Origin of the sequence: Marinobacterium sp. xm-m-383 (assembly GCF_013283255.1) — a bacterium.
GTDB lineage: Bacteria > Pseudomonadota > Gammaproteobacteria > Pseudomonadales > Balneatricaceae > Marinobacterium_E.
In genome coordinates, this window is the sequence record NZ_WBYT01000005.1 from 64,065 (window position 1) to 78,698 (window position 14,634).

The following is a 14,634-nucleotide window of genomic DNA, read 5'->3' on the forward strand; positions in this document are numbered from 1 at the left end:
GAGGCTCGGAACCCCTATTAAATGAATCGTCTATTTAATTTCAGCGCTGGCCCTGCAGCGCTGCCAACGGAAGTACTAGAAATCGCCCAATCTGAAATGTTGGATTGGCATGGCAAAGGCCTCTCTATTATGGAGATGAGCCACCGTAGCGCTGAGTTTGTTAGCGTTGCTGAAGGGGCTGAACAGGATTTGCGTGATCTGATGAACATCAGTGACGACTACGCTGTCATGTTCCTTCAAGGGGGCGCGACCAGTCAGTTTGGTATGGTGCCGATGAATCTGTCACAAGGTGGCAAGGTCTCGTACATCAACACGGGTGTTTGGTCGAAAAAAGCGATCAAAGAGGCAAAGCGTTTTGCAGATGTCTCTATCGCTGCCTCAACTGAGTCATCAAACTTTTGTGAAGCGCCGCTGCAGTCTGATCTCTCTATTGATTCGACGGCTAACTACCTTCACTACACCACCAATGAAACCATTGGCGGCGTTCAGTTTGATTACATTCCAGACGCGGGTGACGTGCCGCTTGTGGCTGATATGTCTTCGGACATACTCTCTGCGCCTGTTGATGTCTCACGCTTTGGTTTGATCTATGCGGGTGCTCAGAAGAATATCGGACCTGCCGGCTTAACGGTTGTGATCGCGCGTAAAGATCTATTAGGCAATCCCTTAAGTACAGCGCCGACTATGTACGACTATGCGGTTCACGCTGCTGAAGGGTCGATGCACAATACGCCGCCGACACTGGCCTGGTATCTGTCAGGTTTAGTATTCCAGTGGATTAAGCGCCAGGGTGGTTTGTCTGCAATGGCGGAATTGAATCATCGCAAAGCGTCTAAACTCTATGCTGCGATTGATGCAAGTGACTTTTTTGCCAACCCAGTTGCTGTGCGAAACCGTTCGATCATGAACGTTCCGTTCACACTGGCGGATTCTGCTCTGGATAAAGCCTTCCTGGCCGAATCTGAAGAGGCAGGGTTGTTGAATCTTAAGGGGCATCGTTCTGTCGGTGGTATGCGTGCAAGCATCTACAATGCTGTGCCCGAAGCAGCGGTTGATGCACTGATCGATTTTATGGCTGATTTCGAAAAGCGCCGAGGCTAACAATGGATCAGCAGAATCTCTACCAGGGGCTGACTCAAGATGAGGCGCTGACACAGGTGCGTGATGAGATCGATCAGATTGATCAAGAGATTCATGCTCTGTTGAACAAGCGTGCTGAGTGTGCCCAAAGAGTGGCTGATATTAAGCATAACTTTGGTGCGAATTCGCCGGTTTTTTATCGACCTGAGCGAGAAGCGCAGGTGCTTCGTAAAGCGATGCAGCGCAATCAGGGACCACTTCCTGATCAGGAGATTGCACGTCTGTTCAGGGAGGTGATGTCGGTCTGTCTGGCGCATGAGCACCGTATGAATGTTGGGTTTGTTTCAACCTCTGAATTAGATACTGAGCAAGCTGCTCTGAAACAATTTGGTCACTCGGTTGAGCCTATTGCATTCGCTAGTGCATCGGAAACCTTGCTGAGCTTAGCGCAGGGAGCGTTGCACTACGCGGTTCTTTCAGTAAATAGATTGCCTGAGGTCTTGTCGTTATTGGTGACTCATCAGTTAAACGTTGTTGGTGAGGTAACTCTCCATGGTGATGAGGCCTTTTTAGTGTTAGGGCATCAAGAGGTTTCGGCATCGGGCGATGATAAAACAGCATTGATTGTTGAGAGTGCCGAATCAGTGGTTACTGATTCGAAGCGAAATATCACCGATGGATCCCTAACCTACATGGAGCTTGATGGCGCTAGGTCGATTGAACAGCTTCAGTCTTTGTTGGGGCCAGAACTTAACTTTCACTACCTGGGTCTTTTTCCCAAAGCGGTTTTTTAGGAACTAAAATCGTGTCTGTAGATCAAAAAACTTTAGCAGTATCGGGTGTTCAACAGTTAACACCTTACCAACCAGGGAAGCCCATCGAAGAGCTTGAGCGTGAGCTGGGGATTACTGAGTCGATCAAACTGGCCAGTAATGAAAACCCTTTGGGCCCAAGCTCTATCGCACTTAAAGCAGCTATTGATAGTCTACAAGATGCAACGCTCTACCCTGATGCGTCGGGAACAGAGCTAAAACGCACCTTGAAGGCTCATTATGGGCTAGCAGAGGATCGTTTAACCCTGGGTAATGGATCCAATGATCTACTCGAGTTGATCGCAAGAGTATTTGTTCGCCCTGACGATGAAGTGATCTACTCGGAGTACGCTTTTATTGTCTATCCGCTGGTGACACAGGCCTGTTGTGCCGTTTCCGTGGTTACCCCAGCCAAAAAGTATGGGCACGATCTAGACGCTATGGCTAATGCCATTACTGACAAGACGCGTCTTATCTTCTTAGCCAATCCCAATAACCCAACCGGCACGGTCTTCTCTGAAGACGAGTTTCGCGCGTTCATGGCTCGTGTGCCTGAGCAGGTTATAGTGGTTTTGGATGAGGCTTACACCGAATATTTAACGGCCGAACGTATGCCGAACGGACTGTTGCTAGCTGATGAGTTCGATAATTTAATCGTAACTCGAACTTTTTCCAAAGCCTGGGGCTTAGCAGGGCTTCGTTGTGGTTTTGCTTATGCTTCAGTCGCCGTTACCGATCTGTTAAACCGTGTTCGTCAGCCATTTAATGTCAGTATTGCGGCATTGGCAGCAGCTCAAGCGGTTCTTTCGGATTCTGAATACCTGAAGAGAAGCCAAGAGGTAAATCAGCAGGGCCTTAAACAGATATCCGAAGGGCTCAATGAATTGGGTGTCAGCTATGTTCCTAGTCAGGGCAACTTTGTCTTGATCGATTTGCAGCAGCCTGCCATGCCGATCTACCAATCCATGTTATTGAAGGGTGTCATTACGCGCCCAGTTGGCAATTACGGACTGCCTAATCATCTTCGGGTTAGTATCGGTCTTGAGCATGAAAACGCTCGCTTCTTGAAAGCCCTAGCTGAGGCGCTTGCTTAATGTCGTTTAAAGCTGAACGCCTATTAGTCATTGGACTGGGTCTGATCGGCGGCTCTTTTGCGCGTGCTGCAAAAGAGTTGGTTAGCGTTCAGCATGTGATCGGTTTCGATCTCAATCAAGAGGAGTGCGACCTAGCGTTGGCTCTCAATGTGGTTGATAGCATCGCAACGGATCTTGAAACAGCGGTAAAACAGTCTGATCTCATTCTATTGGCTGTTCCGGTCAAAGCGATAGAGAAGGTGATGCTGCAGATCGCTCCTTGGCTGAAGCCTGAGGCGATCTTAACCGACGTTGGCAGTACAAAGCTGAACATTCTTGAAGCGGCTAAAGCTATTTGGCCTGAGGGTCTGCCAACAGGATTTATACCTGGCCACCCGATAGCGGGCGCAGAGAAAAGTGGTGTATCGGCATCGCAAACGGATCTCTTCAATCATAAAAAAGTGATTCTGACGCCTCCTGAGGGGGCCTCTAGCGAAGCGACGCTAACTCTAGCTCGAGTCTGGCAGGCAATTGGTGCTGAAGTGGTTCAAATGGAGCCTAAACGCCATGATCAGGTCTTGGCGGCGACCAGCCATTTACCTCATCTCTTAGCTTTTTCACTCGCAGATACCTTAGCAGCAGAAGCTGAGAGTACCGATATCTTTCGTTATGCGGCCGGTGGCTTTAGAGACTTTACCCGAATTGCAGCCAGTGATCCGACCATGTGGCATGACGTCTGTTTCGCCAACCGTGAGCAGTTGCTAGAGCAGATAGATCGCTTTATGACGGGTGTGCAAGATCTAAGAGCTGCTGTTGATCAGGGTGACAGTCTACGCTTATTGGGCATTTTTACCCGTGCTAAAGCCTCCCGTGAACATTTCTCTTTGGTATTAGAGCGTGCTGGCTATGCTGAGCTCAGAGGTGATGCCATTGATACGCTGGTCTCATCTCCCACGGCTAAGTTGAGCGGTGAGTTACGAGTGCCCGGCGATCGTTCAATCTCGCAACGCGCCATTATGTTGGCAGCGATTGCCGAGGGTGTCTCCGAGATCGAGGGGTTAATTGAGAGTGAAGATACTCTAGCAACGATTCAGATCTTCCGTGATTTGGGCGTGGTTATCGAAGGTCCACACCAAGGTAGAGTAAGAGTGTTTGGTGTGGGTCTAAATGGACTGCAAGCGCCGTCAGCGCCTCTCTATTTTGGTAGCTCAATGACCTCGTTAAGAATGTTGTTAGGTCTACTCTCTGCTCAAGACTTCGATGTGAGGTTAACGGGCAGTGAGCAGTTATCCAAGATCTCGCTGCAAGAGATTATCGATCCACTGACACAGATGGGTGCCTCCATCGACAGTAATACAGGCTCGCTGCCAATCACTATTAAGGGTGGTCAGCGCTTTAAATCGATTACTTATGCGCCAAGTCATGCCAGTGCTCAGATTAAAGGTGCATTATTGTTGGCGGCCATCAGTGCGGGTGTTGAATTAGAGGTTTATGAGCCGAATACGACGCGTGATCACACTGAACGTCTCCTAGATGCCTTTGGTGTTCAATTGGTGAGAGAGGGGCGTCGACTGTTTATCGAGTCGGGCGTTTCGCTAAAAGCCTGTTCGGTTCAGGTACCAGCGGATCTGAGTTTCGCCTTCGCCTTCGCGGTGGGTGCTCTTTTACAACAAGAGTCGAGTCTGGTTATTGAAAATGTCAGTGCGAATCCCACTCGACTTCACTCTTTGCGTCTACTTGAACGCATGGGTGCGCACATTGCGCTGAATAACAATCGTCATGCGGGCGGTGAGCCGGTCGCTGATTTAGAGGTAAAAGCCTCGTTGTTATCAGGTATCGAGTGCCTCTCATCTGAGTTGGCCTCGGTTGGGGATGATCTCCCTCTACTGCTGTTAGCGATGGCGTCTGCTCAGAGTGATTCGACTATATTAGGTATCGATCGAATTCCAGAACGACAGAGAGCCCTATTCAAGACGACAGTGGATGAGTTAAGTAAAGCGGGTGCCGACATCAGTATGTCACATACTGATGTCACTATTTCGCCGGTTTCAGATTGGCGTCCCTGTGAGTTGGAAGCTGCAGAGCACCCAGCACTTGCACTCGCTCTACTGATGTTAAGTTTACGTTTTGATCGTTCCATCCGAATTAACGGATGTCGAGCAATCAGTACCGCCTTTCCTGAACTGATTGATCAGGCGCGAAGGGTCGGTATTAAATTGATTGAGGAGTAGTGGATGGATCCACTCAATAATGAAAATTCATGCCCTATCATTACCGTTGATGGGCCAAGTGGTTCAGGTAAAGGTACGATCTGTCGATTGCTGTCGCAGGAGCTTGGTTGGAGCTTGTTGGATAGCGGGGCTTTGTATCGCCTGACGGCTTTGGCTGCGAACCATCATGGTGTTGATCTTAGTGATGTAGAGGCACTGCAGGTGTTGGCTGAGCATCTCGATGTGCGCTTTGTTGCCTCTGAACAGGGCGATGAGGTGACTATTTTACTTGAAGGTGAAGAGGTCACTCATGCTATTCGTGCGGAGCAGATAGGTAACGATGCCTCTAAAGTGGCCGCTATTACTGAAGTGCGCTCTGCACTGTTGAAACGTCAACGCGATTTTGCTCAATCCCCCGGCTTGGTGGCCGATGGACGTGATATGGGAACCGTTGTATTTCCTCAGGCACCGTTGAAGATCTACTTGGATGCCTCCGCAGAGGTTCGCGCGGATCGTCGTTATAAGCAGTTGATAGATAAGGGGCTGAGTGCTAGCCTTGAAACTATATTAGAAGATATTCGTGCGCGAGATGATCGTGACATGAACCGTTCGGTTGCGCCACTTCGCCCAGCCGATGATGCCGTGATTCTCGATAGTACATCTATGTCTATCGATGAAGTTATGAAAACTGTGCTAGAACAAGCACGCCACAAAGGGTTGCGTTAGCACTCCGTAAACTGAGGCTTAGACCATGAGCGAAAGCTTTGCAGATCTGTTTGAAGAGAGTCTTGAACAGGTCAATATGACACCAGGTTCCATCATTACTGGAACCGTAGTAGGTATTGAAAATGACTTTGTTGTTGTAACAGCGGGTCTTAAGTCAGATGGGGTTATTCCCATCGATCAGTTTAAAAACGGTGCAGGTGAGCTTGAAGTCGCTGTTGGTGATGAAGTGCAAGTGGCGCTTGAATCCCTAGAAGATGGCTTCGGTGAAACCAAACTTTCGCGTGAACGTGCCAAGCGTGCAGAAGCATGGGCTGTTCTTGCAAAAGCGTATGAAGCTGGCGAGACGGTTACTGGTCGCATCAGTGGTCGTGTCCGTGGCGGCCTAACGGTTATGGTTAACGGCATCAACGCCTTCCTACCGGGTTCTTTGGTAGATACTCGCCCACTGCGCGATACCAGCCATCTTGATGATCAAGATCTAGAGCTTAAAATTGTTAAACTCGATGAGAAGAGCAACAACATTGTTGTGTCACGCCGTGCGATTCTAGAAGAGGCCAACAGCGAAGAGCGCGAGAAGCTGCTTGAGCAGATGGAAGAGGGCGCAACGCTTAAAGGTATTGTTAAGAACCTTACTGATTACGGCGCGTTCATTGACCTTGGCGGTATCGATGGTCTTCTTCACATTACCGATATCTCTTGGAAACGTATCAAACACCCAAGTGAAATGCTTAATGTTGGTGATGAGATCGACGTTAAGGTTCTTCGCTACGATCAAGAGCGTAAGCGCGTATCCCTAGGTATGAAGCAGTTGGCTGCAGATCCTTGGACTACGGCTATCGAAAACTATGCTGTGGGTCAGCGCGTTACTGCTAAGGTGACTAAGCTTGCTGACTATGGCTGTTTTGCACAGATCGGTGAGGGCGTGGAGGGTCTAGTTCACGTCTCAGAGATGGATTGGACTAACCGCAATATCCACCCATCTAAAGTTGTTCAGGTTGGCGATGAGGTTGAAGTTCAGATTCTCGATATCGACCAACAGCGCCGCCGTATCTCTCTAGGTATTAAACAGTGCCGCGAAAATCCTTGGAATGCCTTTGCATCGTCAACGAATAAGGGTGACAAAGTTTCTGGTACTGTCCGCTCAATCACTGACTTCGGTATCTTCATCGGCTTAGATGGTGGTGTAGACGGTCTAGTTCACTTATCTGACATCTCTTGGGATGAGTCTGGCGAAGAGGCCGTTAAACGTTTCAATAAAGGCGATACGGTTGAAGCGGTTATCCAGCAAGTGGATGCAGAGCGTGAACGTATCTCTCTGAGCATTAAAGCACTTGCCTCTGATCCATTTAGCAGCTTTGCTGAAGCGAACGGTAAGGGCTCTAAAGTTACCGGTACGGTTGTAGCAGTGGATGCTCGTCAAGCTGAAATTGAAGTGGCTGAAGGTCTAAACGCTATTTTGAAAGTGGCTGAGTTTGCCCGTGAACGAACTGAAGATCTATCTGCAGAGCTCTCTGTGGGTGATAGTGTTGAAGCGATTGTGATCAATGTTGATCGTCGTAATCGTTCTATCTTCTTGTCAGTTAAAGCGATTGAAGCCAAAGAGCAGCAAGAAGCACTTAAAGCGGTTCAGTCTGCTCCAAAAGATATGGATGTAGGCGCAACGACCATTGGTGATCTCATCAAAGAGCAGATGGGTAAGAAAGAGTGATAGAAAACAGGGTGAGCTTATTACCCTGTTTTCAGTATCGATAGGAAGTGGGTATGACTAAGTCTGAGCTGATCGAACGCCTAATAGACAAACATCCGGAACTCTCTGTGAAAGATGTCGAGTTGGCAGTGAAAATCATGTTAACTCAAATGGCTGATACCTTAGCCGATGGCGAGCGTATTGAGATTCGCGGATTCGGAAGCTTCTCACTTCACTATCGTGCCCCCCGCGTCGGTCGCAACCCAAAAACGGGTGAATCCGTTTCTCTGCCGGCCAAGCATGTACCACACTTTAAGCCTGGCAAAGAGCTGCGCGAGCAAGTGAATGCAAGCTTGAAAGATGAGTATTAAGTTTGAGAGCGATTAAACTTCTTATCACGTCAGCGATTGCTCTGTTGGTTCTTTTAACGGGCATTGTTCTCACCATTCATAATACAACACCCGTCGTCATTGATTTGGTCTGGGTGAAGCTACCCGAAGCAAGCCTATCGATCTGGTTGATCATCTCAATGGTTGTCGGCCTGTTAGTCGGTATTCTATTGACCAGTGCACGAGTGCTGACACTGCGTGCTAAATTGCTCAATTCGGCTCGTAAGTTGCGTAATGCTGAGCAACAGATTGAGACGTTGAATCGTGAGGTTCAACGAGGCGCAGAATGAGTGCCAACTCCCCCTACCTAATTTTTCTCTTTCTACTGATTGCCGTTGCCATAGGTTGGTACCTGGGTAATCGACGCCTGAAAAGAAAAGATCGTCGCAATCAAGCACTACCACCAGCCTATCTGTCAGGTCTTGATCACCTCATTGATAACCGAACGGAAGAGGCGATCGAATCGTTCATTCATGCCCTTGAGGTTAACTCTGACAATTTGCCGGCACACATTGCGTTGGCCAAGCTGCTGAGGCGTAAAGGCGATATCGATCGTGCCGTTCAAATTCATGAGCGCATGTTAAAGCGTAAAGATCTCTCAGTTTATGATCGTCAGCGTGTGAAATTGGCCTTAGCACGAGACTTTTTTGCTCTAGGCTTGCTAGATCGTGCAGAAGACGCTGCTGCACCTCTAGCCAAACAGACCGACTATCCAGAATTAAGATATCGCGCCATCGTTCTGCTAATCCGTCTCTATGAGCAAGAGGGTGAGTGGCATCGGGCGCTGCAAAGTGCTGATATTTTGCCAAAGAAAAACCGTATAGAGCTTGTTAATGAGCTCTCACACTATCACTGTGAGCTTGCCCAAAATCACATCTCTAATGGTGAATTAGACCCTGCACTTAAAGAGTTAGAGTTTGCGTTGTCTACCGATGCAAAGTGTGTTCGAGCCAATCTCATCTCAGCTCGAGTATTCATGTTGAAGTCGCAATGGCGTTCGGCGATTAGAGCCTTGCAAAGCATTGCCGATCAAGACCCACTGTTTATACCAGAAACACTCAATCCACTCAGGCGATGTTTTGACGCTTTAGGTGATGAGCTTGGTTTGAGCCAGTATCTAAATGACTTAATGAAGCAGTACCCCTCAACCAGCGTGATGCTTGCCTTGGCTGAGTTGAAAAGAGATAGGGAAGGGGTTTTTGCTGCGGGCCTATTTATCACTGAGGCGTTGAAGAGTCGCCCATCAGTAAAAGGTTTTAACCGCCTAATTGATATGCATATTGAGCATGGCTCATCCAGTGCACGAGAGAGTCTGTTGAATTTGCGGTCGTTGACGCAGCAGCTCGAGATGTCAAAACCGGTCTACCGCTGTGGTCATTGTGGTTATGCAGCACGCAGTTTAGTTTGGCAGTGTCCAAGTTGTAAGCGATGGGGTAGTATCCGCCCAATCCAAGGTTTAGAAGGTGAATAGAGTGTCCATTGAAGATAACAAACGCGTTATTGTTGCCCTAGATTATCCAGAAGCTGATAGCGCCATTGCGATGGCTAAGCAGTTAGATCCTGAGGTCTCTCGTGTCAAAGTGGGTAAGGAGCTATTTACTCGTTGTGGGCCTGATGTGGTTGAACGTCTGCACGCTCTCGGTTTTGAAGTCTTCTTGGATCTTAAGTTTCATGACATCCCCAATACCGTTGCAAAAGCCTGTGGTGTTGCAGCCGAGCTGGGGGTCTGGATGGTTAATGTCCATGCCAGTGGCGGCCGTCGAATGATGGAAGCGGCTCGTGAAGAGGTTGAGAAGCGTAGCCAGGGGCCGCAACGTACCTCCTTGATTGCGGTGACCGTGCTAACGAGTATGGAGCGCAGCGATCTGGCCGAGATGGGTTTGGATATCGATCCCATTGATCAGGTTAAGCGCTTAGCCACATTGACAGAGAGTTCAGGACTTGATGGCGTGGTCTGTTCAGCACAAGAGGCGGCTGCAATCAGAGCTCAAGCCTCCGATCAGTTCCAGCTTGTGACTCCGGGTATTCGCCCAGCGGGTTCTGTAGTCGGTGATCAGCGTCGCATCATGACACCTGCTGAAGCAATCGCTGCAGGTAGCACCTATTTGGTGGTTGGGCGTCCAATAACCGGTGCAGAAGATCCTAAAGCCGCGGCCATTGCGGTGCAGTCAGAAGTAGATTTGGCTTTAGGTTCAAGGTAAACATTTTGAGGTGTCTGGCCTTTAGCCTGACACCACTTTCAAATGACACGCATTACTGGATAACCGCTGTTAAAGTGGTGTCAGGCTGAAGCCAGACACCTTACTGCGAAAAAATATAAATATTTTTTGGTGTTTTTTGATCCATGGTCTAGTGTGAATAGTGAGAGTAAGGATTGCTCTCATTTCAAATAAGACATGGAGGTTCACTATGAACATCAAATCTCTCTCTACACGAGTTCTAGCACCACTCTTCTTTACACTGTTTTCATCGACTGCGATGGCAGGTTATCCGGTTAACATTAATTCAGCAGATGCCGTTGAGCTGGCGGATGCTTTGGATGGGATTGGCCAATCTAAAGCTGAAGCGATTGTTGCTTACCGTGATGCGAATGGTCCGTTTAACTCTGTTGAAGCGCTCACAGCAGTTCGTGGAATAGGTGTCGCCACCGTTGAGAAAAATGTGGAATACATTCTTCTTGAACCGGCTAAACCTATGAGTGAATAACGAATAGTGCTTAGGAGGCTCCAGAGGGGCCTCCTAAACCTGATTAAAGTACGAAGAAGAGTGTGAGAGGAATGAATGCCAGGCTGGCTAAATTTCCGATCAGTACAATAGAAGCAACCGTCTCAGGTTGCTGATTGTAGCGCTCAGCAAACATATAGTTCAGAACCGCCGGTGGCAGTACGCTAAATAACACAATGTAGGCGGTGAACTCTTTAGAGAGACCCATAATCCAAGCAAAGGGTATCGCGAATACTAGGCTGCTTAATGGTGAAAAGATGGCTCCATAGACACCGATCTTCCACTGGCTTAGATCGACACTGATCATCCTTACCCCTAATGCAAACAGCATCAATGGAATCGATATCTGGCCCAACATATCGATGGGTGTAGCCAGCCATGTAGGCAATGGCAATTTGAATAGCGCCCAAGCTAATCCAGCAAAGGTTGATAAGATAATCGGATTCTTAAAAAGCCCTGTGAGTTTGGCGTTCTCATCAACAATATGAATGCCCAGACTGAAGTGCAACAGGTTGCTCACTAAGAACATCACCACAAAAGCGGCAAGGCCGGCATCCCCAAAAGCCAGAAGTGCTAGAGGCAGACCTAGGTTGCCACAGTTGTTGAACATCATTGGCGGAACAAAGGTTTTAGAAGAGATGCCCAGAAGCTTCGCAACCGGTTTCATCACTATTCCTGCACCTAGCACCATGACGATAGACCCTAACGCTAGATCTAAGTGTGCGTACAGATCAAAACTCTTTCCAGCCATAACACTGAATATAAGCGCCGGCAAAAAGATATCCATGTTGATGCGGTTTGCGACTTGTAAGTCGGGATTTGCCTTTCTTGCGTAAAGGTAGCCAGCAGTGACTATGGCAATGATTGGAAATACGGTTGAGAAGACCCGCTCAAGCAGTAATAAAAGATCGGCGCTGGTTGTCATTGAGAGTCCTGACATCAAAAAAATAAGTATGGCAAAGGATACTCCAAATAGACTCAATTTTTCATATAACAAAACGTTACTATTGAATTAAATTGGTTATTTATTTCGCATATGCGTAAAAACTTTCAATTATCCGTAGCAAAAAGAGGGTGTTGTCGTAATAGTGCTACACTTGTCGCTAAAATCTGAAATATCTCTGGACTAAAGTCGAGTGCCTGTGTAGTGTTTTTACATAAATCAAAGCTAGACGCAGATTGACTGCGCTTCAAACGATCAACCAGGTACCTTTTTTACAAGGTCCAAGCGTCAACGGAAATGGCGCAAAAGGGAGAGTACTGTGAACGAAATCATTGAAGATATCGACCCAATTGAAACGGATGAGTGGCTTCAGGCATTAGAGTCAGTTGCGCAACATGAAGGCAGCGATCGAGCGTCTTACCTTCTTAGAAAATTGGGTGCCAAAGCGGCTGAGTTAGGTGTTGAAAACTGTTCAGAGTTGAGCACACCCTATAAAAACACTATAGCGCCACAGAACGAAGCGCCTCTTCCTGGTGATCTATTTATGGAGCGCCGCATCCGTTCCTTCATCCGCTGGAACGCGATGGCGATGGTGATGCGAGCGAATGACAACGATGAGGGACTTGGCGGTCACATCTCTTCATTTTCATCTTCAGCAACACTTTATGATATCGGTTTTAACCACTTCTTCCGTGGTAACGAAGGCGAGCAAGATGCTGATATGGTCTTCTTCCAAGGCCACATCTCACCAGGCATCTATGCACGTGCTTACCTTGAAGGCCGTCTGACTGAAGAGCAGTTAGACAACTTCCGTCGTGAAGTTGATGGTAATGGTCTATCGTCTTACCCACACCCTTGGTTGATGCCTGATTTCTGGCAGTTCCCAACCGTCTCTATGGGTCTAGGTCCAATCCAAGCCATTTACCAGGCACACGTGATGCGTTACATGTCTGCACGTGATTTGGTTAAACGTGGTGATCGTAAAGTTTGGGCATTCCTAGGTGATGGTGAGTGTGATGAACCAGAATCCTTGGGTGCTATCTCACTGGCTGGTCGCGAGCAGTTAGAGAACCTTATATTCGTCGTTAACTGTAACTTGCAGCGTTTGGATGGTCCGGTTCGTGGTAACGGTAAGATCGTTCAAGAGCTAGAGAGTGTCTTCCGCGGTGCGGGTTGGAACGTCATCAAGTGTCTATGGGGTCGTCACTGGGATCCGCTGTTTGAACGCGATAAGACGGGTCTACTGCAGAAGCGTATGGACGAAGTGGTCGACGGCGAACTTCAGAACATGAAGGCGAACGGCGGTGCTTACACACGCGAGCACTTCTTTGGTAAATACCCTGAGCTTCTTGAGCTGGTTAAGGATATGTCTGATGACGATATCATGAACCTTAACCGTGGCGGTCATGACCCATACAAAGTGTACGCTGCCTACAAGGCTGCGGTTGAGCACAAAGGTCAGCCAACGGTTATCTTGGCTCAAACTGTAAAAGGTTACGGTACTGGTAAATCGGGTGAAGCGAAAAACGATACTCACTCGATGAAGAAAGTGGCACTGGATGATCTTAAAGATTTCCGTGATCGCTTTAATATTCCAGTTGAAGATGATCAGCTAAAAGAGCTGCCATACTACCGCCCAAGTCCAGATTCACCTGAGATGAAGTACATGTTGGGTGCGCGTAAGAAACTTGGTGGTTTCTACCCAATTCGTCGTACTGAGTTTGAACAGCTTGAAGTGCCTGCTCTGGATACCTTCGCAGGTCAGCTTAAATCGAGTGGCGAACGTTCGCTATCAACACAGATGGCATTTAACCGTGTGCTAAGTTCTATCGTTAAAGATAAGAATCTTGGTGAGCGAGTCGTGCCGATCGTCCCTGATGAAGCACGTACCTTTGGTATGGAAGGTATGTTCCGTCAGTTGGGTATCTACACCTCTGAAGGTCAGAAGTACGTACCGCATGACCATGACCAGATCATGTTCTACAAAGAGAGCAAGTCAGGTCAGATCCTTGAAGAGGGTATCAACGAGTCGGGTGCATTCTCTGCATGGCTGGCTTGTGCAACAGCTTACTCGAATAGTAACTGTACACTGATTCCGTTCTACATCTTCTACTCAATGTTCGGTTTCCAACGTGTTATGGATCTAACTTGGGCGGCGGGTGACTCACAAGCGCGCGGTTTCTTGATTGGTGCAACCTCAGGTCGTACGACGTTAAATGGTGAAGGTTTGCAACACCAGGACGGTCATTCACACCTGATGGCGCAGATGATTCCAAACTGTATCTCTTACGACCCAACTTACGGCTATGAAGTTGCGGTGATTGTGCAAGACGGCATGCGTCGTATGTATCAAGAGCAAGAGAATAAGTTCTACTACATCACTACCCTTAATGAGAACTACCAGCATCCAGAGATGCCTGTCGGAGCTGAAGAGGGTATTGTTAAGGGTATCTACCTGCTTGAAGAGGGTAAGAAAGCGGACCTTCGTGTTCAGCTGTTCGGTTGTGGTTCAATCCTTCGTGAAGTGCGCGAAGGTGCCACCATCCTTCGTGAGGAGTTTGGTGTTGAGGCCGATGTCTGGAGCACAACATCGATCAACGAACTGACTCGCGATGCGATGGAAGTGAATCGCTGGAACATGCTTCACCCAGAAGAGCAACCACGTGAGTCCTTCCTAGAGCAATCTTTGAAAGGTCACGAGGGTCCTGTTATCGCTTCTACAGATTACATGCGTATGTATGCTGATCAGCTGCGTGAGTACATTCCACGTCGCTACAAAGTACTGGGTACTGATGGTTTCGGTCGTTCAGATACACGCAGCAAACTGCGTAGCTTCTTCGAAGTTAACCGTTACTACGTCGCTGTAGCAGCGCTTAAAGCACTTCAGGAAGAGGGCAAAATCGAAGCTTCAGTTGTCGCTAGCGCGATTCAGAAGTTCAACATCAACCCGGATAAACCAGCACCTTGGACGGTTTAAGTCGATTGAGAAC

Annotated in this window: 13 protein-coding genes; 12 read left to right on the plus strand and 1 reads right to left on the minus strand. The window is 48.1% G+C overall.

Translation table 11 applies throughout. The features are described 5' to 3' along the window. Positions 1-21: 21 nt before the first annotated feature. The 11 genes from serC to XMM383_RS09285 all read left to right on the plus strand — a co-directional run bounded on the left by serC (position 22) and on the right by XMM383_RS09285 (position 10,683). Complete coding sequence (serC, locus tag XMM383_RS09235; protein WP_173481317.1) at positions 22-1,101, plus strand: 3-phosphoserine/phosphohydroxythreonine transaminase; 1,080 nt, start codon at positions 22-24, stop codon at positions 1,099-1,101. A gap of 2 nt (positions 1,102-1,103) precedes the next feature. After that, positions 1,104-1,874 (plus strand): chorismate mutase, encoded by a 771-nt coding sequence (gene pheA / locus XMM383_RS09240; RefSeq protein WP_173481316.1) that lies wholly within the window; start codon positions 1,104-1,106, stop codon positions 1,872-1,874. 11 nt (positions 1,875-1,885) lie between these two features. Beyond that, positions 1,886-2,986 (plus strand): histidinol-phosphate transaminase, encoded by a 1,101-nt coding sequence (hisC, locus tag XMM383_RS09245; RefSeq protein ID WP_173494843.1) that lies wholly within the window; start codon positions 1,886-1,888, stop codon positions 2,984-2,986. Further along, on the plus strand, positions 2,986-5,196 hold the full coding sequence (locus XMM383_RS09250) for a prephenate dehydrogenase/arogenate dehydrogenase family protein (protein WP_173494844.1): 2,211 nt from the start codon (positions 2,986-2,988) through the stop codon (positions 5,194-5,196). The genes hisC and XMM383_RS09250 overlap by 1 nt, the downstream gene beginning before the upstream one ends. A 3-nt stretch (positions 5,197-5,199) precedes the next feature. Further along, on the plus strand, positions 5,200-5,901 hold the full coding sequence (cmk, locus tag XMM383_RS09255) for a (d)CMP kinase (protein WP_173481313.1): 702 nt from the start codon (positions 5,200-5,202) through the stop codon (positions 5,899-5,901). A 25-nt stretch (positions 5,902-5,926) separates the two neighbouring features. Continuing rightward, entirely contained in the window at positions 5,927-7,609 is a 1,683-nt protein-coding gene (gene rpsA / locus XMM383_RS09260) for a 30S ribosomal protein S1 (RefSeq protein WP_173481312.1), read from the plus strand. 53 nt (positions 7,610-7,662) lie between these two features. Next, positions 7,663-7,959: an integration host factor subunit beta gene (locus XMM383_RS09265; protein ID WP_173481311.1), complete on the plus strand. Its 297-nt coding sequence runs from the start codon at positions 7,663-7,665 to the stop codon at positions 7,957-7,959. A gap of 2 nt (positions 7,960-7,961) precedes the next feature. Beyond that, positions 7,962-8,267 carry a LapA family protein gene (locus tag XMM383_RS09270; RefSeq protein ID WP_173483079.1) on the plus strand — a complete coding sequence of 102 codons (306 nt, stop codon included), beginning with the start codon at positions 7,962-7,964 and terminating at the stop codon, positions 8,265-8,267. Then, positions 8,264-9,448 (plus strand): lipopolysaccharide assembly protein LapB, encoded by a 1,185-nt coding sequence (gene lapB / locus XMM383_RS09275; RefSeq protein WP_173481309.1) that lies wholly within the window; start codon positions 8,264-8,266, stop codon positions 9,446-9,448. Before XMM383_RS09270 ends, lapB begins: the two co-directional genes overlap by 4 nt. 1 nt (position 9,449) lies before the next feature. Then, positions 9,450-10,178, plus strand: coding sequence for an orotidine-5'-phosphate decarboxylase (gene pyrF, locus XMM383_RS09280; protein WP_173481308.1), 729 nt, complete (start codon positions 9,450-9,452; stop codon positions 10,176-10,178). 208 nt (positions 10,179-10,386) lie between these two features. Further along, positions 10,387-10,683 (plus strand): ComEA family DNA-binding protein, encoded by a 297-nt coding sequence (locus XMM383_RS09285; protein ID WP_173481307.1) that lies wholly within the window; start codon positions 10,387-10,389, stop codon positions 10,681-10,683. A gap of 43 nt (positions 10,684-10,726) precedes the next feature. On the opposite strand, the gene XMM383_RS09290 is transcribed toward XMM383_RS09285, so the two are convergent. Next, a complete protein-coding gene (locus XMM383_RS09290) occupies positions 10,727-11,626 on the minus strand; it encodes an AEC family transporter (RefSeq protein WP_173483077.1) in 900 nt (299 codons plus the stop codon). Positions 11,627-11,963: 337 nt separating this feature from the next. Here XMM383_RS09290 and aceE point away from each other — a divergent pair, with 337 nt between their 5' ends. Next, positions 11,964-14,621 carry a pyruvate dehydrogenase (acetyl-transferring), homodimeric type gene (gene aceE / locus XMM383_RS09295; RefSeq protein ID WP_371731458.1) on the plus strand — a complete coding sequence of 886 codons (2,658 nt, stop codon included), beginning with the start codon at positions 11,964-11,966 and terminating at the stop codon, positions 14,619-14,621. Positions 14,622-14,634 lie beyond the last annotated feature (13 nt).

What these genes read in the sequence shown, in the direction of transcription:
- XMM383_RS09250 (WP_173494844.1), top strand. Translation starts at nt 2,986, where the DNA reads ATGTCGTTTAAAGCTGAACGCCTATTAGTCATTGGACTGGGTCTGATC.
- pheA (WP_173481316.1), top strand. Translation starts at nt 1,104, where the DNA reads ATGGATCAGCAGAATCTCTACCAGGGGCTGACTCAAGATGAGGCGCTG.
- XMM383_RS09285 (WP_173481307.1), top strand. Translation starts at nt 10,387, where the DNA reads ATGAACATCAAATCTCTCTCTACACGAGTTCTAGCACCACTCTTCTTT.
- cmk (WP_173481313.1), top strand. Translation starts at nt 5,200, where the DNA reads ATGGATCCACTCAATAATGAAAATTCATGCCCTATCATTACCGTTGAT.
- serC (WP_173481317.1), top strand. Translation starts at nt 22, where the DNA reads ATGAATCGTCTATTTAATTTCAGCGCTGGCCCTGCAGCGCTGCCAACG.
- XMM383_RS09290 (WP_173483077.1), bottom strand. Translation starts at nt 11,626, where the DNA reads ATGACAACCAGCGCCGATCTTTTATTACTGCTTGAGCGGGTCTTCTCA.
- XMM383_RS09265 (WP_173481311.1), top strand. Translation starts at nt 7,663, where the DNA reads ATGACTAAGTCTGAGCTGATCGAACGCCTAATAGACAAACATCCGGAA.
- rpsA (WP_173481312.1), top strand. Translation starts at nt 5,927, where the DNA reads ATGAGCGAAAGCTTTGCAGATCTGTTTGAAGAGAGTCTTGAACAGGTC.
- lapB (WP_173481309.1), top strand. Translation starts at nt 8,264, where the DNA reads ATGAGTGCCAACTCCCCCTACCTAATTTTTCTCTTTCTACTGATTGCC.